Origin of the sequence: Sinorhizobium sp. B11 (assembly GCA_039725955.1) — a bacterium.
GTDB lineage: Bacteria > Pseudomonadota > Alphaproteobacteria > Rhizobiales > Rhizobiaceae > Rhizobium.
Window position 1 is genome coordinate 2,232,706 of the sequence record CP091034.1, and the last position, 22,983, is coordinate 2,255,688.

General features: G+C 63.1%; 20 protein-coding genes. 10 read left to right on the top strand and 10 right to left on the bottom strand.

Annotated features, from left to right (window positions below; genetic code table 11):
* The first annotated feature begins 91 nt into the window (after nucleotides 1-91).
* Entirely contained in the window at nucleotides 92-1,312 is a 1,221-nt protein-coding gene (locus LVY75_20945) for a helix-turn-helix domain-containing protein (protein XAZ25595.1), read from the top strand.
* 83 nt (nucleotides 1,313-1,395) lie between these two features.
* Entirely contained in the window at nucleotides 1,396-2,028 is a 633-nt protein-coding gene (locus tag LVY75_20950) for a PQQ-binding-like beta-propeller repeat protein (GenBank protein XAZ25596.1), read from the top strand.
* A gap of 75 nt (nucleotides 2,029-2,103) precedes the next feature.
* Here LVY75_20950 and LVY75_20955 read toward each other — a convergent pair whose 3' ends face one another.
* From LVY75_20955 to LVY75_20970, 4 genes are all read right to left on the bottom strand, one after another.
* Nucleotides 2,104-2,523, bottom strand: coding sequence for an organic hydroperoxide resistance protein (locus LVY75_20955; protein XAZ25597.1), 420 nt, complete (start codon nucleotides 2,521-2,523; stop codon nucleotides 2,104-2,106).
* A 68-nt stretch (nucleotides 2,524-2,591) separates the two neighbouring features.
* Nucleotides 2,592-3,236: a cysteine hydrolase gene (locus LVY75_20960; GenBank protein XAZ25598.1), complete on the bottom strand. Its 645-nt coding sequence runs from the start codon at nucleotides 3,234-3,236 to the stop codon at nucleotides 2,592-2,594.
* A gap of 16 nt (nucleotides 3,237-3,252) precedes the next feature.
* Complete coding sequence (locus LVY75_20965) at nucleotides 3,253-3,795, bottom strand: hypothetical protein (GenBank protein ID XAZ25599.1); 543 nt, start codon at nucleotides 3,793-3,795, stop codon at nucleotides 3,253-3,255.
* Nucleotides 3,796-3,868: 73 nt separating this feature from the next.
* A complete protein-coding gene (locus LVY75_20970; protein XAZ25785.1) occupies nucleotides 3,869-5,146 on the bottom strand; it encodes an epoxide hydrolase in 1,278 nt (425 codons plus the stop codon).
* A 317-nt stretch (nucleotides 5,147-5,463) separates the two neighbouring features.
* On the opposite strand from LVY75_20970, the gene LVY75_20975 reads away from it, so the two are divergent.
* The 3 genes from LVY75_20975 to LVY75_20985 all read left to right on the top strand — a co-directional run bounded on the left by LVY75_20975 (nucleotide 5,464) and on the right by LVY75_20985 (nucleotide 9,562).
* Nucleotides 5,464-8,316 carry a winged helix-turn-helix domain-containing protein gene (locus LVY75_20975; protein ID XAZ25600.1) on the top strand — a complete coding sequence of 951 codons (2,853 nt, stop codon included), beginning with the start codon at nucleotides 5,464-5,466 and terminating at the stop codon, nucleotides 8,314-8,316.
* 115 nt (nucleotides 8,317-8,431) lie between these two features.
* Nucleotides 8,432-9,121 carry a type 1 glutamine amidotransferase domain-containing protein gene (locus tag LVY75_20980; protein ID XAZ25601.1) on the top strand — a complete coding sequence of 230 codons (690 nt, stop codon included), beginning with the start codon at nucleotides 8,432-8,434 and terminating at the stop codon, nucleotides 9,119-9,121.
* A 153-nt stretch (nucleotides 9,122-9,274) separates the two neighbouring features.
* Complete coding sequence (locus LVY75_20985; GenBank protein ID XAZ25602.1) at nucleotides 9,275-9,562, top strand: hypothetical protein; 288 nt, start codon at nucleotides 9,275-9,277, stop codon at nucleotides 9,560-9,562.
* Nucleotides 9,563-9,612: 50 nt separating this feature from the next.
* Here the strand turns inward: LVY75_20985 and LVY75_20990 are convergent, their stop codons facing one another.
* The 3 genes from LVY75_20990 to LVY75_21000 form a co-directional block, all read right to left on the bottom strand.
* Nucleotides 9,613-10,416, bottom strand: coding sequence for a class I SAM-dependent methyltransferase (locus LVY75_20990; protein XAZ25603.1), 804 nt, complete (start codon nucleotides 10,414-10,416; stop codon nucleotides 9,613-9,615).
* 276 nt (nucleotides 10,417-10,692) lie between these two features.
* Complete coding sequence (locus tag LVY75_20995; GenBank protein XAZ25604.1) at nucleotides 10,693-11,550, bottom strand: N-acetylmuramoyl-L-alanine amidase; 858 nt, start codon at nucleotides 11,548-11,550, stop codon at nucleotides 10,693-10,695.
* Nucleotides 11,551-11,581: 31 nt separating this feature from the next.
* Nucleotides 11,582-12,487: a glycoside hydrolase family 75 protein gene (locus LVY75_21000; GenBank protein XAZ25605.1), complete on the bottom strand. Its 906-nt coding sequence runs from the start codon at nucleotides 12,485-12,487 to the stop codon at nucleotides 11,582-11,584.
* 173 nt (nucleotides 12,488-12,660) lie between these two features.
* Between LVY75_21000 and LVY75_21005 the strand changes: the two genes are divergently transcribed.
* Nucleotides 12,661-13,407 carry a hypothetical protein gene (locus LVY75_21005; GenBank protein XAZ25606.1) on the top strand — a complete coding sequence of 249 codons (747 nt, stop codon included), beginning with the start codon at nucleotides 12,661-12,663 and terminating at the stop codon, nucleotides 13,405-13,407.
* A gap of 21 nt (nucleotides 13,408-13,428) precedes the next feature.
* Here the strand turns inward: LVY75_21005 and LVY75_21010 are convergent, their stop codons facing one another.
* Nucleotides 13,429-13,881: a tryptophan-rich sensory protein gene (locus LVY75_21010; GenBank protein XAZ25607.1), complete on the bottom strand. Its 453-nt coding sequence runs from the start codon at nucleotides 13,879-13,881 to the stop codon at nucleotides 13,429-13,431.
* 391 nt (nucleotides 13,882-14,272) lie between these two features.
* Between LVY75_21010 and LVY75_21015 the strand changes: the two genes are divergently transcribed.
* Both LVY75_21015 and LVY75_21020 read left to right on the top strand, forming a co-directional pair.
* Nucleotides 14,273-17,146: a hypothetical protein gene (locus LVY75_21015; protein ID XAZ25608.1), complete on the top strand. Its 2,874-nt coding sequence runs from the start codon at nucleotides 14,273-14,275 to the stop codon at nucleotides 17,144-17,146.
* Nucleotides 17,143-19,206, top strand: coding sequence for a hypothetical protein (locus LVY75_21020; GenBank protein XAZ25609.1), 2,064 nt, complete (start codon nucleotides 17,143-17,145; stop codon nucleotides 19,204-19,206). Before LVY75_21015 ends, LVY75_21020 begins: the two co-directional genes overlap by 4 nt.
* Nucleotides 19,207-19,264: 58 nt before the next feature.
* On the opposite strand, the gene LVY75_21025 is transcribed toward LVY75_21020, so the two are convergent.
* Complete coding sequence (locus LVY75_21025) at nucleotides 19,265-20,167, bottom strand: AraC family transcriptional regulator (protein ID XAZ25610.1); 903 nt, start codon at nucleotides 20,165-20,167, stop codon at nucleotides 19,265-19,267.
* A 96-nt stretch (nucleotides 20,168-20,263) separates the two neighbouring features.
* On the opposite strand from LVY75_21025, the gene LVY75_21030 reads away from it, so the two are divergent.
* Nucleotides 20,264-21,001, top strand: a complete 738-nt coding sequence (locus LVY75_21030) for an SDR family oxidoreductase (protein XAZ25611.1) — start codon at nucleotides 20,264-20,266, stop codon at nucleotides 20,999-21,001.
* A gap of 61 nt (nucleotides 21,002-21,062) precedes the next feature.
* Here the strand turns inward: LVY75_21030 and LVY75_21035 are convergent, their stop codons facing one another.
* The gene (locus LVY75_21035; GenBank protein XAZ25612.1) at nucleotides 21,063-21,938 is read right to left on the bottom strand and encodes an NmrA/HSCARG family protein; all 876 of its coding nucleotides are present in this window, start codon (nucleotides 21,936-21,938) and stop codon (nucleotides 21,063-21,065) included.
* A gap of 127 nt (nucleotides 21,939-22,065) precedes the next feature.
* Between LVY75_21035 and LVY75_21040 the strand changes: the two genes are divergently transcribed.
* Nucleotides 22,066-22,980, top strand: a complete 915-nt coding sequence (locus LVY75_21040; GenBank protein ID XAZ25613.1) for a LysR family transcriptional regulator — start codon at nucleotides 22,066-22,068, stop codon at nucleotides 22,978-22,980.
* The last annotated feature ends 3 nt before the right edge of the window (nucleotides 22,981-22,983 follow it).

The following is a 22,983-nucleotide window of genomic DNA, read 5'->3' on the forward strand; positions in this document are numbered from 1 at the left end:
ACGTATCCGACGGCGGGCCGTTGCCTGCCGATGGGGAATAAACTAGGTCTTGTTGCCGAGGGGTGGGAGTTACAAGTGTGACGGGATTCAAATGGACTCGCTGATTACAGCTGCCGCACAGGCGCTGGCGGTGGGCGATGCACTGGGGGCGATGAAGCGCGTGGCGCTGCGCGACGACCCGCCGGCGCTCGCCCTTCGGGGCATCGCCATGGCCCAGCTCGGCGATCTCGCCCGCGCCAAGGCACTCCTGAAGAGCGCTGCCCATGCCTTCGGCCCGCGCGAGGCCGTGGCGCGCGCCCGCTGCATCGTGGCCGAAGCCGAAATCGCTCTGGTCTCGCGCGATCTCGCCTGGCCGGAAAAGGCGCTGGAAGGTGCGCGCCTCACGCTCGAAAGACGCGGCGACCGCGTCAACGCGGCACACGCCCGCAACCTGCAGATCCGCCGCCTCCTTCTGATCGGCCATCTCGATGCTGCCGAAAAGCTGCTCGCCGATCTCGACCCCTCGCCGCTGCCGCCGGCTGCCCGCGCCGGCCATGAACTTGCCGTCGCCGGTGTCGCAATCCGCCGGCTACGCACGGAGCCCGCGCGCCAGGCGCTGGCCCAGGCGGCTGACGCGGCGCAAAAAGCCGGCATACCGGCGCTTGTCGTCGAGGTGGGAGAAGTCGCAAAAGCCCTGGAGGCGCCGGCCGCCCGCCTGATCGATGGCGGCACGCAGCGCCTGTTGCAGCTTCAGGAGGTCGAAGCGCTGCTTGCCTCCGATACGCTCGTCATCGATGCCTGCCGCAACGTGGTGCGCGCCGGCAGCGCGATCGTGCCGCTCGCAAGCCGCCCTGTGCTGTTTGCGCTCGCCCGCACGCTCGCCGAGGCCGCACCGTCAGATGTCCTGCGCTCGGTTCTTCTCGCCCGCGCCTTCCGCGCCCGCCACGCCGATGAATCCCACCGGGCGCGGCTGCGCGTCGAGATCGGCCGGCTGCGCGCAGCACTTGCCGAGCTTGCCGAGGTCAAGGCGACGAGCCACGGCTTCATGCTGCTGCCGCAGGACGGGCGCAAAGTCGTCGTGCTTGCCCCGCCGGTCGAGGAGGAGCACGCTTCGCTGCTGGCGCTTCTCGCCGATGGAGAATCCTGGTCGAGCACGGCTCTGGCAATTGCCCTGAGCCTGAGCCCACGCACGGTGCAGCGGGCGCTGGAAGCGCTGCAGGACGCCGGCAAGGTGCAGTATTTCGGCAATGGCAGGGCGCGGCGCTGGATGATGCCGCCGGTCGTCGGCTTCCCGACAACATTGTTACTCCCGGGGCCGCTGCCCAGCGATTAAAAGTAGTTCCGGCAAAGTGCGCAGCGGTTTTGCGACCGGAATGGCTCCAGGCAAAGAGCCGGCGAGAAAGGGGATGGAGCGCCATGAAGACATCACAGGCAGAGATCATCAGGGAATACGGACCCTTCGAGGGCACGCGCAACATCGGCGGCGTCACCTATGACGGCAGCAAGGTCTGGTTTGCGGCGGGAGAAAACCTGCGGGCGCTGGACCCTGAGAGCGGCGCCGAGCTGCGTGCGATCGATGTCGCCGCCCATGCCGGCACCGCCTTTGACGGGCGCTACATCTTCCAGATCGCCGAAGACAAGATCCGCAAGATCGATCCGGAGACCGGCGCAGTGGTCGCGACCATCCCTGCCCCCGGCAAAGGCGCCGATTCCGGCATGGCCTGGTGCGAAGGCAGCCTCTGGGTCGGCCAGTACCGCGAAAACTGCATCCACCAGATAGACCCGGAGACCGGCAAGATCCTGCGCACCATCGAATCCAAGCGCCATGTCACCGGTGTCACCTGGGTAGACGGCGAGCTTTGGCACGCCACCTGGCAGGACGACAAGAGCGACCTGCGCCGCATCGACCCCAAGACCGGCGACGTGCTGGAACGGCTGGAGATGCCCGAGGGCACCGGTGTTTCCGGGCTGGAATCCGATGGGGCCGATGTCTTCTACGCAGGTGGAGGCGGCAGCGGCAAGGTGCGGGCGATCAGGCGGCCCCGGTAAGGTTTCGGGTGGCAGGCTGCCTTGGAGTTGAACGGGCGCCACTGCCAAGACACCCTCCCTTCAGACCTGCCCCAATCAAACCAGCCGGATCGTCACGTCGGTATTCCCTCGCGTCGCCTTCGAATAGGGGCAGATCTGATGCGCCTCCTCGATCAGTGACTGACCCACGTCGCGCTCCACGCCTGGAATGCCGACATTGAGCCGTGCCGTCAGGAAATAGCCGGCATCGGAAACATTGAGATCGACTTCCGCATCGATCGTGACATCGCCTGACAATGCGATCTTCCTCTTCTGCACAATGATGCCGATTGCGCTTTCGAAGCAGGCCGACCAGCCGGCGGCGAAGAGCTGTTCGGGGTTGGTGCCGATCCGCGCCGAGCCGGGCACGGAGAGGCGCAGGTCGAGGCGGCCGTCGGAGCTGCGCGCAACGCCGTTTTCCCGCCCGCCACTCGTATGGGTCTTGGCCGTGTAGAGCACCTTCGAATGCTGATCCATGGATTTGCTCCTTTGAAAGTTTGATTGAAACTGCGACTGCCGAAAAGGGCGCAAGGCGCCCCGCCCGCTCACGCGGGCTCGGTGCTCCGCGCTGCCTTGATCGCGGCGACCACCTGTTCCGTCGTCACGATGGCGCTTGCATAGTTCGGCATGTTGATGACGAGTGCGGCATGCATCATCTCGTCGGAATAGTCGGCGATGGCGTCCTTCACGACCGTCACGTCGTAGCCGAGCTCGGCGGCGAAACGGACCGTTGCCTCGATGCAGGTATGGGCGATCAGGCCGATGACGATCAGCCGGTGAATGCCTCGCCGCCGGAGCTGGTTGTCGAGGTCGGTATTGGCAAAACCGCTGGAGCACCAATGTTCCGAGGCCACGACTTCACCTGACGCCGGCACGAATTCAGCCTTGAACTCGCCACCCCAGGTGCCGAATTCGAACGTGCGGCGTTTCCAGGCGAGCTTCTGGATGGGGGCGATGTATTTCCAGTTTTCATAATCGCCCTCGCGATAGCGGTGGTGCATGGCGAAGAATACCGGAAGCTTTGCCTCGCGTGCTGCCGTCAGCACCTCGAGCATATGCGGCACGCAGTTGTTGGCCTCGGCCACGGCCTGGATGCGCGGCCAGATCTTGCCGCCTTCGGAGATGAAGTCGTTATAGGGATCGACCACCAGAAGGCCGGTAATGTCGCGCTCATAGGAAAGGTCTATCATCCTGCTCTCCCTGGGCTCATGCCGCTTTGGATGGCTGGCTTCGCAGCGCGAAACGCTCGATGCTGGCGGCAAAGAGCGGCGTCTCGCCCTTGTTGTGGGCAATCGACATCGGCTGGCGCTGCGTGCGGAACACCTCGAAGGGAATGCCCTGCCGGTCGAGGAAGGCCATCATTTCGTCGGTCGCGAAGGACTGCACCCGGTTGGTGAACTCGCATCTGCCGCCGTCGATCGCCTTGACTCTGAGTTCCCAGGTTACATGGATGGTGAGGCGGCCGGTCGGGGTGAAGACGTCGGAGTCGGAATCGAGGATCAGGTGATCCTTCTCGGCAAGCGTTTCGACATAATGCTGCACCATCAGGCTGCCGCCGATCGTCTCGACATTGATCGACATGCGCGTGCCGTCCGGCCCCGTCGTAAAGCCGGCGGCGATATGGGCGGGCGAGCAGGACTGGTATTCCTTCTCCGGCAGCGTGAAGCACCATCGAGGAATATCGATCTTCTCGATCGGCGCATTGATGATGGCGCTAAAGCTGGAATCGACGATCTGGTTGTCGCTCATGATCTCTTTCCTTTGGGAAAACGGGGTTGGTCTCTCGGGAAAGCGGCGCGGGCTGCCGCGCCGCGGGCTCCTCTCAGATCTGGTCGCGCAGCGACTTGAAGGAGGCGCGCAGCTCGTCGGTAAACAGCTCCGGCTGTTCCCAGGCGGCGAAATGCCCGCCCTTGGCCGGCCTGTTGTAGTGGATGAGCTTCGGATAGGCCTTTTCCGCCCAGCTCTGCGGCGCCTGGTAGATCTCGTCCGGGAAGGCGCTGACGGCCACCGGGATCTTGATGCCGCGCGGATCGAAGAAGCCGCCGGAGGGGAAATGCGCATTGTCCCAATAGAGCCGCGCAGACGAGATCGCCGTGTTGGTCAGCCAGTAAAGCGTGACATTGTCGAGGACATCGTCAGGCGTCAGACCTTCCTTTTCTCCGTTGAAGGATCGTGCGATCATCCGGTAGCTTCTGATGTCGTGGTCGAGCATCCAGGAGGCGAGGCCAACAGGCGAATCCACGATGCCGTAAAGCGTCTGCGGCCGGTTGTTCATCTCGATCGCATAACCGAGCCCGTTCTTGTAGAAATCGTCGAGCTGTTCATAGGCGCGTTTTTCATCGGCCGTCAGATCTGCCGGCGCCGGCGCCCCTGCTGACAGCAGCTTGGCGATGTCGGCAGGCACGGTGGCTGCCATGTTGGTATGGATGCCGATGAGGCCGGCAGGCTCCTGCACCGCCATGAGCTCGGTCACCGCATTGCCCCAGTCGCCGCCCTGGGCGACGTATTTGGTATAACCGAGACGCTGCATCAGCACGGCCCAGGCCTTGGCGATGCGTGGCGGGTTCCAGCCCGCTTCCTTCGGCTTGCCCGAGAAGCCGTAGCCCGGCAGCGAGGGAATGACGACATCAAAGGCATCGGCCTCGGTGCCGCCAAAGGCGGTAGGGTCGGTCGGCGGCTTGATGATCTTCAACTGCTCGATAATCGAACCCGGCCAGCCATGCGTGATGATGATGGGCAACGCCTTTTCATGCTTGGACTTCACATGGATGAAGTGAATGTCCAGCCCGTCGATCTCGGTCATGAACTGCGGGAAGGAGTTCAGCCGTGCCTCGACCTTGCGCCAGTCATGCGCTCGCCAGTATTTGGCGACTTTCTGGATCGTATCGAGCCGCACGCCCTGCGTATCGTCGGAGACCGTCTCACGATCCGGCCAGCGGGTCGCGGCAACGCGCCGGTGCAGATCCTTCAGCTGCTCGTCCTTGAACTTCACATGGAAGGGACGGATGGCCTCGGGGTCGGCCGCAGCTGCCAGAGCTGACGGCATCAGCGCCATCGTACCGGCGGCGGCAAGTCCAAGCGTTGCAGCGCCCAGCAGCATGCGGCGGTCCTGATCGATCTCTTCGACATCGGTATGCATGGCGATCTCCTTGAATTCGGGAATGTTCCGGCTGCACTTTTGTGCTGGCAGGAACCTACGGGAGAAGGCGGCGCATAGCCCGTTAGGGCTTGTTAGAGGCTGTTAGCTCTTGCAAGCCGCGCGCGGAGATCCGCTAAACGGGCACTCATTGCGCAAGCACTTATCAGAGGTCGCAAAGCTCGGGACCGCGAGGGCGAAACAAGGCGATTGCCGTATGGCGCAGGCCAGATACTTGCTCTAAAGTTCGCCCCGCAAGGGGCTGGCGGGGAAGAAACGCCGTGGCGAATGGGGTGGACGAGGATATCGGCGGATTTCGCTTCGGCCCGTTCCGGCTGGCCGTCAGCGAACGGCTGCTGACGAAAGACGGCGCTCCCATAGAGCTCGGCGGACGCGCGCTCGACATCCTCATCGCACTCGTGACCGCCCCCAACGAGATCATCTCCAAGAAGGACCTGATGGCGCAGGTCTGGCCCGATGCCCTGGTCGAGGAAGGCAGCCTTCGCTTTCACATGACCGGCCTGCGCAAGGCGCTCGGCGACGGCCAGGCCGGAGCGCGCTACATCACGACGGTTCCCGGGCGCGGCTATTGCTTCGTCGCGCCCGTTTCGCTGGCGCCTGCAGAACGGAACGGCCCATCCGCTGCCACACCGCATTTTCCGCATGCCAATCTACCCCCGCGCCTTGGCCGGATGATCGGCCGCGACGTCGACGTGATGAAGCTCGCGGCACAGCTGACGGATTCCCGTTTCGTCACCATCGTCGGCCCCGGCGGCGTCGGCAAGACGACGGTCGCGATATCAGCCGCCCATCAGGTGGCGGAGGATTTCGCCGGCCATGTGCTCTTCGTCGATTTCAGCGTGATCACGGATCCCGGACTGGCGGCCACCACCATCGCTTCCATGCTGGGCCTATCGGTGCAGGCCGAGGACCCGACGCCGGATCTGATCCGTTTCCTGAGAGACAAGCGCTTCCTGCTGGTGCTCGATACCTGCGAACACCTCGTCGAGGCGATCGCCGCCCTGGTCGAGACCATCCTGGAGGCCGCGCCCGAAGTGCACGTACTCGCCACCAGCCGCGAGGCATTGCGCATCGAGGGCGAGCGTATCTACCGGCTGGACGCATTGGCCTATCCGCCGGAGACTCCCGGCTTTTCCGTCAGCGCGATCGAGCAGTTTCCGGCAACGCAACTCTTCATCGAGCGCGCCATGGCAAACGGCGCGCATCTCGATGTCAGCGATGCGGAAGCCGCCATTGTCAGCGATATCTGCCGCAAGCTCGATGGCGTGGCGCTCGCAATCGAGCTTGCCGCCCGCCGTGTCGAGGCCTATGGGCTGGAACAGACGGCAGCCCTTCTCGACCAGCGCCTGACGCTTCTGTGGCATGGCCTGCGGACGGCGCCGCCGCGCCAGCAGACGTTGCAGGCCACGCTTGACTGGAGCTACAGCCTGCTCTCGGATCTCGAGCGCGCGGTGCTGAGGCGGCTCGCCGTCTTCGTCGGCCATTTCACGCTGGATGCCGCTCTTGAGGTGGTCACGAACGACACGCTCGACCGCGCTGCCGTCTTTGCCGCAATCGACAGCCTGGTGGAAAAATCCATGGTGGCCGCCCGCCCGCTCGGCGCCATGATGCGTTACCGGCTGCTGGACACCACCCGCGCCTATGCGATCGACCTCTGCACCGATACGGCCGAATGGACGGAGCTCTCCGGCCGCCATGCCGCCTATTTCCGACGCTGGCTGGAACAGAACGGCAGCGAATGGTCGACATTGTCGACCGCCAACGAGCGCGCCCCGCATTTTGCAGCGATCAACAATGTGCGCGCCGCTCTCGACTGGTGTTTCGGCGACACTGGCGACAGGCAGATCGGCATCGGCCTTGCCGCTGCGGCCGCCCCCGTCTCGCGCGCCATGGGGCTGCTGCCGGAATGCCACCGCTGGACCGAACGCGCGCTGCAGGCGCTGGACGAGACGACGCGTGGCGGCAGCGAGGAAATGCAGCTGCAGGCCTCGCTCGGCGTCTCCATGATGTTCACGCGCGGCCACCATGAATCGACCGTTGCCGCATTGAACAGAAGCTTCGAGATCGCACAGATGCGCGGCGATTATCTCAATGCCGTGCGCCTCATCGGACCCATCTATTTCTATCACCTGCGCAGCGGCGAACAGAGGCAATGCCTGCTCCAGGCAAAACGCTGTGCCGAAATTGCAGCGACGCTTGGAGACCCGGCGGCAACCGCACTTTCCCACACGCTGATGGGCGTCTCGCTCTGCGTCATGGGAGGGCTGGCCAACGCGCGAGTGGAGTTGGAAACCGTTCTAGAACCCGACAATCCGCCTGCCAGCCGCCAGATTCATTACGGCTTCGACCATTACAGCTGGGCCGGCATCGGCTGGGTCACGGCCCTCTGGCTGCAGGGTCATACGGCACAGATGCGCGACGCGATCGACGAGGCCGTCGGGGAAGCGGAAGCCATGCGCCATCCCGTCGCTTTCGCAATCGTCATCAATGCAGTGGCAGCTCTTCTCTGGGTCGGCGATCTCGATCTCGCCGAAGAACATCTGGACTGGTTCGTCGCGCGTGCCGAAACCCATTCGACCGGCCCCTATCTCCATATGGGCAACGCCTTCAAGGCCGAGCTTTCCATACGCCGCGGTGATGTCGAAACCGGTGTCGCCACCTTGCAGCGCCACCTCGAGAAACTCCACGCCGCCCGCTTCGAGCTCTTCTCCATCCGCTTCAACATCGTCATCGCCACGGCGCTTGCCGAAAGCGGCGACTTTGCCGAAGCCTGGTCGCTTGCCGAGGAAACCAGCCAGGGGATCGAGGAGAAGGGCTATACTTCCTACCTGCCCGAACTCTTGCGCCTGCGCGGCGCCATCCTGCTTTCGGCTCCCGAACTGAGCAACATGTCGGCCGAGGAATATTTCACCCAATCGCTGCAACTCGCCCGCACACAGGGCGCCAAAGCCTGGGAAATCCGCACCGCCACGGACCTCGCCACCCACTGGGCCGGTAGCGAGCGCGTCGGAGATGCGAAGGCGCTGCTGCGGCCTGTCTACGAGAGTTTCACGGAAGGCAGGGACACGCCGGATCTGAAGGCCGCAGCCGAGGTGCTGGCAAGGCTGGGCTGAATGCCGGCGCAGCCCTGAGAGGCCTGACATTGCGACGCGCCGGGGCTTGCCCCGGCATTCGAAATCCCCAGTTTTCAGCGCATGCCAATCAACCACGCCAACAGGGAGAAGCAGCATGAAAGTCCTCATGGTTTTGACTTCGCATGACCAGCTCGGCAACACCGGCAAGAAGACCGGTTTCTGGCTCGAAGAGCTTGCCGCACCCTTTTACGTCTTCAAGGAAGCCGGCGCCGAGATAACGCTCGCGTCTCCCAAGGGCGGCCAGCCGCCGCTCGATCCCAAGAGCGACGAGCCGATGTTCCAGACCGAACTGACGCGCCGCTTCAATGCCGACGAACCCGCCAAGGCGCAGCTCGCCAGGACGGTTCGCCTCGACAGTGTCAATCAGGCCGATTTCGACACGGTCTTCTATCCCGGCGGTCACGGGCCGATGTGGGATCTCGCAGAAGACCCGAATTCCGTCAAGCTGATCGAGAGCTTCATCGCCGCCGGCAAGACCATCGCCCTCGTCTGCCATGCGCCGGGCACCCTGCATCGTGCGAAGAAGCCCGATGGCACGCCGTTCGTCGCCGGCCGCACGGTCACCGGCTTCACCAACGGCGAAGAGGAAGCCGTCGGCCTGACCAAGGTCGTGCCCTTCCTCGTCGAGGACGAACTCCTGAACCTCGGCGCCACCTTCTCCAAGGTGAAGGACTGGGGTGTTCACACCGTTGTCGACGGCCAGCTGATCACCGGCCAGAATCCCGCCTCGTCGGGCCCGACGGCGAGCGTGCTGCTCCAAGCGCTTCGCAAGCAGGGCAAGTGACGAAAGCGGAATGAGGGAACGCGATCGGGCGCTTCCCTCTCTCTGCCCGGCCAGCCCGCCACGACAACGAAACCTTAACTATAACCGGACCATTTCGGAACCGCTTCCCATGGCGGGAAGTTTCCCTGCCGTAAGCAAGCAGGTGGAAATGACATGGTTCAGTGGTTTCGGGAACGCTACGTTTCACGCGAGGAGCATCAGCAGGTCGTCGATTATTATCGCAAGCTGGTGGCGCAGCTCTACGGCAATGTGCGGGACCTGAGGGCGCTGGTCGAGGCCCAACGGGCAGACATTCCCCAGACAATGGAACAGCCCGCCGGAGCGGAACAGCCTGCCGAAGCCTCCACTGAGTCGGCCGAGATACTGCCGCAGAAAAGGGACCTTGGACCGAATGTGATCAGCATCGGCTTCTATCGCGATCGCCGGAGGTCCGGGATCTAAAGCGGCTCCGGCACAAGTGCATGGCGGTATGGAAACAAAGGTTGCCGCGGCTATCCCGGCACCCTGCCCCGGCACGCCCAGGCGACCGAGGCAAACGACCGCGGCCCGTCCGGCTCTCCAGCCTCGTAGGCATCCCTCACCGAGGCATCGACCCGCCTGCGCATCTCCGCATCCAGGCCAGCCACATATTTGCCGAGCGGACCTTCGCCCGAGGCGATCGGATCCCAAAAGTCGGCAAACGAGCCGTAATCCATGCGGATCGTCAGCGAGGTCTCCTCGACATCGACAAGACCATTGCCGACAAAGCTCGCCTTCATTTTTCCCGGCTGCGTCATCGGCTGGAAGCAATAGCGATGGCGCATTGCCCGCGCATTTGCGTCGATCATCGCCACCGTATCCCACATCATGCGCATGCCGGACATGCCGCCATAGTGATCCCAGACGGCGGCGGCAACGACACCGCCAGGACGCACGACGCGCCGCATCTCGGCCACAGCCTTGCCGGCCTCCGGCACGAAATGCAGCACGAGCAGCGATAGCGCCCGATCGAAACTATTATCCTCGAAGGGCAGCGCGCAGGCATCCGCCTCGCGAATAGCGATGCGCGGGTCCGTATTGCGCCGGTTTGCCGCCTCCACGAAGACGGGTGAAAAATCGATGGCTGAGATCGCCTTCAGGCGGGGATTTTTCGCCAGCGTGAAGGTGAGGCTTCCCGTGCCGCAGCCGACATCGAGAATGCTTTCCCCATCCGCAAGCCCGGCGAAATCGACGAACCCGGGCGCGAGCTTCTTGCTCCAGCGCCCCATCAGCTGCTCGTAACCATCGGCACTTTCGACATTGAAACTCGACGGCATCGCGCTTCTCCCTCAAAACGGGACAATGTCCACTTCGACATTAGGACTGAGCGAGCTGCGCGGCAAGCAAATCGGCTCTTCTTGTTTCCACGCAATTGCGCCCACAAAACCGCGGTGCCGTTTTGCCGGAATGGTTCCTCAGCTTCGAGCGCTCGCCTTTCCCTCGATATTCAACGGTTTACCGTCGATGCTTCCAGCAGCACCCGTAACGGAAGTCGCTACCCAAAAGGAACCAGCGACTTCAGTTTACGCCACGCCTTAGTCGAGAGCGATATTCTAGCTCACAGTGGCGAGAAGGCGTCCAAGTGCGGCGTCGAAATCCTCCAGGCTGAAATTCTGCGGGTCGTCATGCCCGTCGCTCAGGCCCTGGTCTATTGCCGCATGAAATGCCGGAACGAGCCCGGTTTGGGCGCGCATGCTTGCCATGAGGTAAAGCAGCGCGAGCCGGTCATACTGGGTTGTCGAGAAACCGGGCGTTGGCGCGTTGCCATCAGGCTGGCTCGGGTGCTTACGGCGCGGCTGCACGTTCTCGATGTGCAGGAACATGCCGCGCGACAAAGTGCCGATCTGCTGCTCCAGCTTGGTTGCGCGCCACGGCACGCCAAAATCATGGCCGACATAGATCTCGCCCCGGCGGTTGAGGAATATGTGCGCCTTGGCGTTCGACGGGCTCTTGAAACCGTCGAGCCGATTGACCTGGTTGCTGGTATCGATGTCAGCGGGAAACTGCGCCACGTTCCCGAAATTCGGCGAACTCGTATCGTGAATGACGAAGTAGCGCGCCATCGGTGCCTGCGGATTGTTCGTGTTGCCGCGGGACAAAGGCGCGTCGAGACTGCCTCCGAGCCCGGCCTCGGTCAGTCCCTGGCCGGAAAGTGCCTGCCGCAGCTTCGTCTTGGAGATGGTGACCGGCTGGCCGATGAAGCCTGCGAGATTGGACGGCAGCTGCGCGGGCGTGGCGTCGACATTTCCCAGTATCTTCACCTTGCGCAGCAGACAGGATGCCTGTTCGCTGGGGCTTCCCGCAAAGGCCATGGTCTCTGTATTGAACTTGCATTTTCCAAAGGTCGCCGCGCTGAGCTGGCCGGTCGCGCCGGCAAGTATCAGAATGCTCAATGGCAAAAGGTAACGCATCGCAAACTCCTCTCCTGCTTGCGTGGGAACATCACGGGCACATTGCGCCGCCCGTCAGGTTGAGCTTCTCCTTGGCAAAGGCACACATTTTCGAGACGGCGTTCTCCGGCTTGAGACCGGTGTCCCGGCTGCCCGGGTAGACGATAAAGATCACGTCATGGCCGAGACCGAAATTCTTGTAGGGGTAAACGTGTCCCGGCCCGACGCAGGCCGTTTGATCGCTGTTCCACTTCTTGCAACGGCTTTCGCCGATTGCCTCGAACACCCTGCTCGATCCCTCGCCGAGCCGCATGAAAGGACCACCATCCGCGATCAGAACCGGCGTCCACCGGTCCTTGTAGACGACGACGCCCATATCGCCGAGCCGCAGCCCGGTCTTCTCAGCGAACATGCGGCCCATTTCACCGCTCTTGTTGCCGGTTATCCTGGATAGGCCGGCCGTCGGCATCACGATGAAGGGAATGCGGTCCGGATCGATTTGTGCGGACTGCGCGGAAGGATTGGAGGAGCCCGGCCACTTGTACGACGTCTCCTTCAGATCGGTAGCACCGGGCAGACCGTTCCATGCCGCCCAGGATCCGTCGACGTCGAGCGCCATCTTGCTGCGCCAGTAGATCGCGCCGTCCTTTAGGCGCAGCAACGCCTTCACATTGCTGGGGTCGCGACTGCACAGATAGTACTGTTTCGATTCCGCGACACCAGGAAGCCTCAGGTTGAAACCGAGAAACTTGTCCTTCCTGCTCGCTCCGGCCGCGCCGTCGCAACCGACGAACTCTCCCCGGTAGGACTCGTCGAACGGCGTCGCCGCGGAGAATTCAACGGCCTTGAGGACGTCGGCCGAGCTTGTCGGCGGTTCGGCGGCGTAAGCGTGAAAGGCAAGCACTGCAATGCCAAGCGTTACTAAAACGCGGGATAGTTGAAGCATGTAGAGAGACATGGTCTGCGGCTCCTCTGCTCGGCTTCGGTGCAACGTGAACGACCCAAGTCACTATTTCATTTAATCTTGGATTGTGCAATATTAACGACAATAAAAACAACTTTGTCTCCCCAGGTTGAAAGTATTTCCTCCAAAAATCTCGCAAGGACGGTAAAATGCGGCGGCTGCTTCTTATGACCTCGAGAAACGTCGGGCTTGCCATTCTGCTCGCTGCCTGCGCCACGCGTATCACGCAGGCGGCAGAAACCGACCTGGCGTCGCTGACGGCCGAAATGGAACACCGCTTCGAGACGCGCATCAGCGGCGGCCAGTATATGAGATCATCGTGCTCGCCGACGACGGCGGACGACTGGCCGGGTGTCGAACTCCAGCGCTGCACCTACAGGGAACTGAACACCGAGGCGACGGTGACCCTCGCCTTGCCGAGCGCCGCACAGCTGGCGCGCTGGACAGTCTCCGCCTGCCGCGACGCAGCAGCGACCGACATGAGGGCCTGCGCGCGCCACATCGAGAAGCGTATATGGTCGGCTTCGAATGCCCAGTTTCCGGTGCGCGGCTATGTGATCGAGCCGCAGTCCGTGATTGGTGGCCCGGCAGACAGGGCTTACTGTTTTCTGTTCCGCGACGGCGTCACGGTAAGGACGGCCGCGGTGACGTCACGCCCGCCACAAGGCGGCAAATGCGCTCCGCAATCTGCGGAAAATGATCCGATCACCCGCGCCTTCACCTATGGCCGGATCGCGTCTACCACCCGGGCCGAGCTGGCGCTCGCCCCCGGCGCTCCGAGCGAGTCCGCACTTGCGGGCACGGCTTTTCCAGATGCGGTGCGCAAGGAATTCGTCGCCGCCTGGGCCTCCGACCGCAACCGCCTGATCTCGGGCGCTGCTATTGCCGACAAGGCGAACGGGAAATTCCACTGACCGCGCTTTCCGGTTTCCCGCCTAGTTCATCGAAGCGATGGCGGCATTGAGCGCCGTCGCATAAGCCACCCAGACCGCGTAGGGCATGAACAGGACTGACGATATCCGGTCCCGCTTCCAGGACAGGCCGATGAAGGCAAGGATCAGCAAAAGCAGCGGAATGATGATCATCAGCCCCAGGCTCGGAGATCTGAGGCCGAAGAAAGCGGGCGACCAGGCAAAATTCAGGACGAGCTGGGCGATCCAGCAGGTCATGACGGGTGACCGCCTGCTACGCGCATAGGTGCGGGCGCCCGCGATGCCGATGAGGATATAGAGGATCGTCCAGGCCGGGCCGAACAGCCAGTCCGGCGGCGTGAACCAGGGCTTGGCGAGCGACTGGTACCATTCATCCGGCAGATTGATGAGACCGATGAGAAGCCCGCCGCCGAGCGTGAGCAGAATGAAGACGAGATAGTGATCGAACCGGTGCAACAGAACCCCCGCGTGAGTGACGGTTGAAACTGGCGCCCGGCGGCCCGCCGTCAAGAGCGTCTTGCTCGGCTGCCGGTTTCCCGCTCGCTGAGCGTCTCGATCAATAACGCTGGAGTGCGCACCGCAAACGCGCTTGACGCTCATCCCGAAGGCGCTTTCGCACTGACGGAGCAGCGTACCAGACTCGCACACTACCGCAGGGATTTGTTCACCTGATCGCGTTGGAGATGCCGGGAGCGCCTACGCAAGGCCGCTGAGTTAGGCTACAATTCGCCAATCTGCTTCCAGATGCAATGTGAGCAACCCCGGCCAAAGATCGGGGCACGCAAAAATTTCTCGCCATATCTCGTGCCGATACCACTGCGAATTTCATTCACCAGCGGAGGCGAATATGCCGTCAAACAAGACCTTGCAGGAGCTCATCGACTACACGACCGTCCGACCCTATGCCAGCGAACTGTTCGGCATCTACCAGCCGCTGCTCGGCTGGAAGTCGAAGCGGCTGGAACACCGGTTCAACGACGGTTTCAAGCAGGACAAGCAGTCGCTGCTGAACCGGCTGAGAACCCAGTTCAATCCGCAGGTCAGCATCAACTATCGCGAAGGCTGCCAGGTCGGCATCGACATAAAGCCTGGGGCCCTGGAGCTCGGCGAGCCGCGCACCTTCGACAGCGTCGTGCTTGAAACCGTGGCCAAGAAACTGCCGCCGCACGAGCAGTACAAGCCGGACATCTGGCGCGACATCATCAGCCGCGACACCATCGAATCGATCTTCACGCAGGTGGTGATCCCGCAATACAGCCGGCTCTACACCGAGCATTGCCGCAGCAACACCACGCCGGTGCGTCTCGCAATGAAGGCCGACAGGGGCGATGTCGACAGTCAGCGGGTGCTGTACCTGAAGGCGTTCGAGAGCCAGCTGCGCAACGAGTCCTCGCAGGCGGGCGCACTGCTCTACCTCACTGAGCATAATCACCATGCCCAGCTCGAACAGATCTTCTACAGCCTGAAGAACAACGCGCTGCAGGCCGCCAACCTCTCCGCCATCCTGGGCGCGCTCGAACTCGTCGACGGCTATCTGAGCATCGACAACCTGAACCCGCAGGACCAGGAGGACATTCGTCGCGTGGCGCTGTCGCCGATCAGCGTCGTGCACCTGTTCCGCCAGTATTTCTTCGAGCTGGATTCCTTCCTCGGCTCGCCGGTCAGTCACGTCTGGATGAGCCCCGGTTCCACCGTCGAGCTGATCGAGGTGCAGACGCGGCGCGTGCTGGTCGAAAAGAGCCTGGAGACGTTTACCGAAACCGTCACCAAGACGGAAAGCGAAAAGACCGAGCAGGACGAGATCAGCGAGGCGGTCAAGGAGGACAACAAGCAGGACATCAAGTTCGGCGCGAGCGTGACTGCCTCATACGCCTCCGTCACGGCCACATCCAGCTTCGACTATTCCACCTCGCAGCAGACCGCACGCGAGGAGTCGCACAAGCGCATGCGCCAGCAGACGGAGAAGCTCTCCACCGAGATACGCAAGAACTACAAGACCACCTTCCGAACCGTAACCGAGACAACCGACACGTCCAGCAAGCGTTACCTGCTCACGAACTCGACGCAGGCGCTGATCAATTACGAGCTGCGCCGGAAGATGCGCCAGGTGGCCGTGCAGGTGCAGGACGTCGGCACCTATCTCTGCTGGCAGACCTACGTCGATCGCCCCGGTGAATCGTTAGGAATTGCCGACCTCATGCACATCGCCAAGCCGGCGGAGCTGGACGGCCTGCACGCGCCGGACGAGATCCCGATGCTACAGCCCTTCAGCGAGAACAAGATGGTAACGATCCCCTTCATCTCGGTAGAGGATACCGACGCGGACAATGAGGGCGAGGTCTACAAGGACGGCATCGAGGTCGACGATTCCGAGGCATTCGGCAACCTCGAAAAGATCCAGGCCGACTTCCCGATCGAATGTATCTGCCCCAAGGGCAATTACGCGCTGACCGGCGTCGAGTTCGACGGCCAGGGCAAGCCGGTGGCGGCCTCGCGCAAGGGCGATATCGTCAACAACGCCGACAAGGCGAAATTCACGCTCCATCTCGACAGCGCCGATTTCCAGGGCCAGAACAGCGTACAGGTGAAGCTCCTGCTGCACTGGACGCCGACCGACGGCGCCAACGACGAGGCTGTCAAGAAGAACAAGGAAAACGTCGAGGCTTTCAAGGCCAAGGAGCAGGCCGAGTATCAGAAGGCCTTCGTCCAGAACGCCAAGGACCGCATCAAGCTCACGCACCAGATCAAGCCGCGGCCGAGCGAAGACCTGCGTGAGGAAGAGCGCATCGTCGTCTATCGCAAGCTCATCCAGGACATGCTGATGCACGGCATCACCATGCCGGACGACCGCACCCGGCATGTCGTGGCCGAGCTGATCAACTCGATCTTCGACATCGACAAGATGCTGTACTTCGTCGCGCCCGAATGGTGGCGGCCGCGGCTGCGCGTTTACACCCAGCAGCTCGGCGAAACCAAGGCGGCGCCGAACAACTTTCTCGCCTCCTCCGCGTCCGTCTCCTCCGCGTTCAGCACGGTTACGAAGGCGGTTGCCAAGACCATGTATTCCTTCAACGCCAGCCAGCAGTCCGCCAAGCTTGCCCCCAGCACCATCGGTTGGGGCGGCATCGACGATCCGCTCCGCGACAACTACTACATAACCGAGGATTCCGAGCCCGCGAGGTTCGGCAGCTCCCTCGGCTGGCTGCTGCAACTCGACGGCGACGACATGCGCAACGCCTTCCTCAACGCCCCCTGGGTCAAGGCGGTCATCCCGATCCGTCCCGGCAAGGAGGAAGCGGCAATCAACTGGCTGAAGGGCGTCGAAGGGTTCAACGGCATCGGCGACGCAGACATCTACCAGACCAACAATCCCGACGAGAAGGATATCAACGGCAATCCGCTCAACGGCCAGAAGGTGATCGACGTGATCCTCGACCTGGCGAAGAAGATCCGCCGCAAACACGCCGAAGGCGTCGAAAACGGCCAATACCCGAAGGAAAGCGAGATCGCCGATCCGACGCTGGTCGATGAGGATAATGTGGTGACCTCGACGCCGATCGATCGCGTCTACGAGCACGGCTTCTATCCGCTCAAGGACGGTTTCCGCGCCAACGTCACCGGCAATTATGAAGTGTTCGACCAGTGGCTGGAGATCCTGCCGACCGACCAGGTCGTGCCGGTGGAAGTGAAATACGATCCCAAGACAGGACGGCAGGTGTGACGACCCGCTATGTCAATGCCAAGACGGGCAAGACCGGCGGCAAGTTCGACACGGCCTTGACCCCGGCGCGCAGCATCACGGCCGCACTCAAGGTTGCCATCGCCGGCGACACGATCGTGATCCAGGATGCCGAGAGCTACAAGGAAGGTGAGCTGGTGATCGACAAGCCGCTCACTCTCGTCAGCAGTTTCCTTCTGGCCAATCCCTCGGCCGATCCGACCGCGGCCGGGTTCGATCCAAAGAAATTGCCTGAGCTGACGATCAAGTCGGGCACGCGTGCGCGCGTCCTGCGCATTACCGGCACGCCCGCCACACGCGCGAGCGCCGGACCGGTCGTGATCAAGGGGTTGCGTATCCGCGGCGGCCGGTCCCTGCACACGAGCACCGAACCAGCACAGGGCGCCGGCGGCGGCATAGCGGTGGTCGATATCGACAATGTCACGATCGAGCGTTGTGTCTTCACCGACAATCAGACCGAGACCGCGCCGATCGGCTCCTGGCCGGAAGCCGACCGCACGGCCTTTCGCGACGCGGTGGTCGATCTGGTGGGCGCGATCTTCACGCCGACGGTCGAGTCCTTCATCAACACGCTCATCGACACCGCCAACTTCGCCCTCGTCCTTGCCGGTTATCCGAAGCTTGCGCATGTCAGCCGCGCCACGATCCTCACGGAGGTCGGCAAGGCCTTTGACGCAAAACTCGGATCGGGCCGGCCGAACCACTGGCTCGCCGGACAGGCCTTCGGCGGCGGCGCGGCAACCGTCTGGGCAAGCCCCACCTTCCGCCGCTGCCTGTTTCGCGGCAACAGTGCCGAAGGCCGCGGCGCAGGCATCGCCGTGGTCGGCTATGGATGGCCGACGCTCGACGCCTGCGTGATCGACGGCAACCGGTCGGGAAATGTGGGGCGTCGCGATGGCGGCGGCGTCGGCTGCGAGGTGGCCCTTCCCGGCAAGCTGCCGCGCAACCTGTCGGAGATCGACATGGTGAAGTTCCTGACCTCGAAACTGGCGGCGGTGAAGGCGATCATCGGCTCGCCGCTGTCCTACATCAGCGTCTGGGACATCATCAACTATGCCAAATGGCTGGCCAATCCCGCAGCCCCGAGCCCGCCGGTGCGCGGCATCAAGGCCGTGATCCTCGACCTCATCAACGCGCGCTGGTCCGAAGCGCTGGACCACCTCTTCTATTTCGCCTCCACCTCGGCGCTCAGCCTCAACAAGTGGGACGCGTGGAACGCCGATGAAATCAAGCGTGCGCAGACGACTGCGGTCAGCATTTCCGACAGCACGCTGTCAAAGAACTGGTGCGCGGACGACGGCGGCGGGCTCTATGCCTCGGTCCTGTCGCGGGTCGACATTTCCAAGAGCAAGGTGCTGCAGAACACCGCCGACAGTAGCGGCGGCGGCCTGCGCTTCTCCATGGGCTCGGCGGCAAATGTCAGCGGCTGCGAACTGCTCGGAAACACCGCCGAAGTCAACGACCCCTCGGGCAAGCTGGTGGCGGGAGGCGGCGGCATGTCGGCCCGCAACGTTGATCTGGTGATCAAGGACACTCGCCTCGGGCCGGCTGCCGCGGCGATCGGCACGGATTCGAACGTGTGCAGCGATCATGCAGGCGGCGGTTTCGCCTATCAGGCGGACACCGAAGGCATGCTCGCCGGCATCCCTGATTTGTGGACTGCCATCATGGTTGAAGTCTTCGGCGTTCGCGCCGTCAGCGTGATGATCAATTCGGGCTGCGCGATCGTCCACAACGGCGCCGGCTATACCGTACGCCGCGGCGCAATCGGCAGCGCGGTGAAATCCAAGGGCGGCGGTGTCTGGTTCGTCCAGGGCATATTCCCCGACGCCCCGAAGCTGACATTGAGGATCGATGCCGTGGCGACGGTCGTCAGCGGCAATATCGCGCAGACCAGGGGCTATCTGTCGAAGGTGCAGCCCGGCACGACCATCGCCACCGCCAACGAAGTCTGCATCCAGAACCTCATCGCCAGGCAGGAATGGACGGAAGTGAATTATGCGTCGCTGGTGAAGGCGGGAGCTCTGGATTTCAAGGCATGAGCTCAATTCGAAGCCCGGCCGTCCGCCTGCCCTCTGGAAGCGTCGCAGGTCTGCTCTGTCAGGCATCCTGCCAGTAGCGTTTCGGCGCGCGGCCGAAGACGCGCTTGAAAGCATTGCCGAAGGCACTTTCGGAGGAATAGCCGAGATCGGCCGCAAGGCCCGCCACTGTCGCATGCCCACGCCGGAGCGCTTCCCGGGCGCGATGCATCCGCCAGCGGGTGACGTAATCGAGTGGTGCGATGCCGACCTGCGCCCGGAAGCGTTCGGCAAAGGCGGAGCGCGACATGCCGATGCGGCTTGCAAGCTCGCCCACCGTCCAGCGATATCCGGGGTCGTTATGAACAAGGCTGATCGCCTTGCCGATCTGCGGATTGCCGAGCGCGCCGATCCAGCCGGCATTTTCAGGCCCGACGCGCGAGACATGAGCGCGCAGCGCCTGCACCAGCAGGATATCGCCCATGCGTCGCGTCATCAGTGTCGAGCCCATGTCGCCGGCGCCGAGCTCCTCGTCGAGGGTTGCGAGCGTGGCGCGCAGAATGCCGGCCGCACGATCGTCGGCCGGGATATGGATGAAGGGCGGCAGCGCATCGATGAGCAGTTGCGCATTGCCGCCGGAGAGCGTGAAACTGCCGCCGATCAGCGCCGTCTCGTCGCCGCCATGCCGGGCAATGTCGGAATGCTCCCAGTCGAAGAAGGCAATGCCATCCTCCGGCTCGCTCGCGAGGTCATTGGCGATGACATAGGCCGGCGCATTGGCGAGCAGGAATGTATCGCCGGCCCGAAGAGCAAAAGGCCGCTCGCCCTGCAGGATGATCCAGCAGCCTCCCCTGAGGACGGCGACGAATTTCAATGCCGGCTTCGGCGGAAAGCGGAAGGCCCATTGGCCGCCCACCTCGAAGCGCGTGCAGCGGGCGCTCTCGATATCGACGAGCGAAAACATATCGGACAGTGGATCGATCATGATTTCTGGACGATCTCGACGAAATGACGGAGATCGCAGCATAGATTCTCCAACCTGTCGCTGCAATCCTTGGCTAACGGACCAAGGAGAACGAAGATGTCACCGATCAAGGACAAGGTTATAGCCATCACCGGCGCCAGCAGCGGCATCGGCGAAGCGACCGCGTTGATATTGGCCGAGCGCGGCGCCAGGGTGGTGCTCGGTGCAAGGCGCAACGAAAAGCTGGAAGCGCTGGTCGAGCGCATCATCGCCGCCGGCGGCAAGGCCATCCATCGCGTCACCGATGTCAGGAAGCGCACGGATCTCGAAGCTCTCGTGGCACTTGCCTGCGACACCTACGGAAAGCTCGACGTGCTGATCAACAATGCCGGCATTGGACCGATCTCGCCAATGGACGAATTGCGTGTCGAGGACTGGGAGGAAATGATCGACGTCAATATCAGGGGGCCGCTCTATGGCATCGCCGCCGCCCTGCCCGTCTTCCGCCGCCAGGGTTTCGGCCATTTCGTCAACACGCTGTCGACGGCGGGCATCACCATCAAGCCGACCATGGCCGTCTATGCCGGCACGAAGAATGCGATGCGCACCATTGCCGAGGGCCTGCGCCAGGAGGCCGGCCCGAACCTGCGCGTCACCAATATCTCGCCGGGCTTCATCAGGACCAATTTCGCAGACTCCCTGACCAGCCCGGCCGTGAAAGCCGGTATCACCAAAAGCATGGAGGAGATGGCGATTTCGCCCGATGCGATCGGCCGTGCCATCGCCTTTGCCATCGAGCAGCCCGACGATGTCGATGTCGGCGATATCGTCATACGGCCGACGGCGCAGGGGTGAACCGGTACGAAGCGGACCGGCTTCGCGCCGGTCCGCTTCGCGGGGTATAGCCTCCTGCAGATCATTTCCCGTCGAGAACACTCCAGTCAAAGCCCTTCGCCCAGTCGGCATAGCTGTGCCAGCCGACCTCGGGAAAATCCCGGCGCAAGGCCGCGATATCGGCGGAATAGCCCGTGCGGTGGAACCATTCGAACATCAGCGCCGCATCTTCGCTCTGCTGGCGCATGGCCGCAATCGGCAGTTCCTGGAAGCGGATCGGCCGGCCGATTGCCTCGGTCAGAACCTTCGCCTGCTCCTCGCCGGAGAGTTCGTCACCGGCAATATCGAACCGTTCTCCGAAGACCTGTTCGCGGCGCTCGGCAAGGGCGGCGACGAAATGACCGATATCGTCGATGGCGATCTGCTGCAGCTTGCGGGCCGGCGGCAGGGCTGCGGCATAGACGCCCTGTTTCAGGCCGCCGATCGACCAGGGCGCCACGGTATTTTCCATGAAGGCGACCGGAGCCGAGATCGTATAGGGAATGCCGAGCCCGGCCACATGCTGCTCGACCAGATATTTGCTGTCGAAATGCGGAATGCCGGTCTTCCTGTCGGCATCGCCGACGGAGCCGTAAATGAGATGGCCGATACCGGCTTCCCTTGCCGCGTCGGCAGCAATGATACCCTGTCGGGTCTCCGCTTCGATGCCGGCCTCATAGCTGTTGCCCATCAGGTACATGGTATCGACGCCCTTTGCCGCCTGCACGACCGAAGCCTTGTCATCGAGATTGCCTGCGACCACTTCGACGCCTGTCGCGGCCAGTTGCCGGGCGGCATCGCTGTCCGGCTTGCGGGTCAGGCCCTTGACGCGGTGGCCGCGTGCAGCGAGCGCGCGGGCGACGGCGCCGCCCTGTTGTCCGGTCGCACCCGATACGAGAATGGTTCTGATATTGCTCATCGCTTGCTCCTTGATCGAGGTGGGACCCGTGTGCCCACCTGTCGTTGCTGATGAAGCAAAGTTAGGCATTGTCGCATTGAGCCATAATGGCCTACAAATGCAAAACATCGTCCCATCGCAGGCACCAATGATCGATCTCAACGACATAGCGATCTTTGCCCGCGTCATCGAGGCCGGCAGCTTCACGGCGGCCGCCCGGCTGCTTGGCATGCCGAAGACGACGGTGAGCCGCCGCATCGCCGCCCTGGAGCGCGAGCTTGGCGTGCGGCTGTTGCAGCGCACGACCCGCAGCCTCAACATGACCGATGCAGGGCGGCTCTATTACTCGGAAAGCAGCCAGGCGCTACGGCGGATCGAGGATGCCAACCTGCGGCTGGCCGAAGCGCGCGCCGAGCCTGCGGGCACGATCCGCATATCGGCGCCGGTCGGCTTCAGCAGCCACTTCCTGCAGGAGGCGATCTTCGATTTTCTGGCGACCTATGCCAAGGCGAGCGTCGAGCTGCGGCTGACCGACGAGCGGCTGAACCTGATCGACAACGGCATAGACCTCGCCTTCCGCACCGGACAGCTCGAAGATTCCACGCTGATTGCCCGGCGGCTCGGCACCACCTACCGCTTGCTCTGCGCCAGCCCCGCCTATCTCGCCCGTTCAGGCATACCGGCGACGCCGGCCGATCTCGCTAGCCATGACTGCGTCATCGCAGGGCCATCGGCCAGCCATGTCCAATGGCTTCTGGAAGGACCGCACGGACAGGAAGCGGTTTCGGTATCGGGGCGCTTCGCCGCCAATGAAATGCAGGCGGTCAAGGAAGCCGCCGTCGCCGGCTACGGCATCGCGCAGCTGCCCTACGGCGTCGCCTTCGGCTGCATCGCCGACGGGCGTCTGCAGCGCGTGCTCGACGGCTATAGGACGGCGTCGGGCGGATTGCATGTCGTCTATCCCAGCAGCAAGCACCTCTCGCCGCTGGTCCGCGCCTTCATCGAACTCGCCGAAAAGCGGCTGCATCAGGCCGACGCGCAGAATATCCTACCGGTCTCCTAGCGC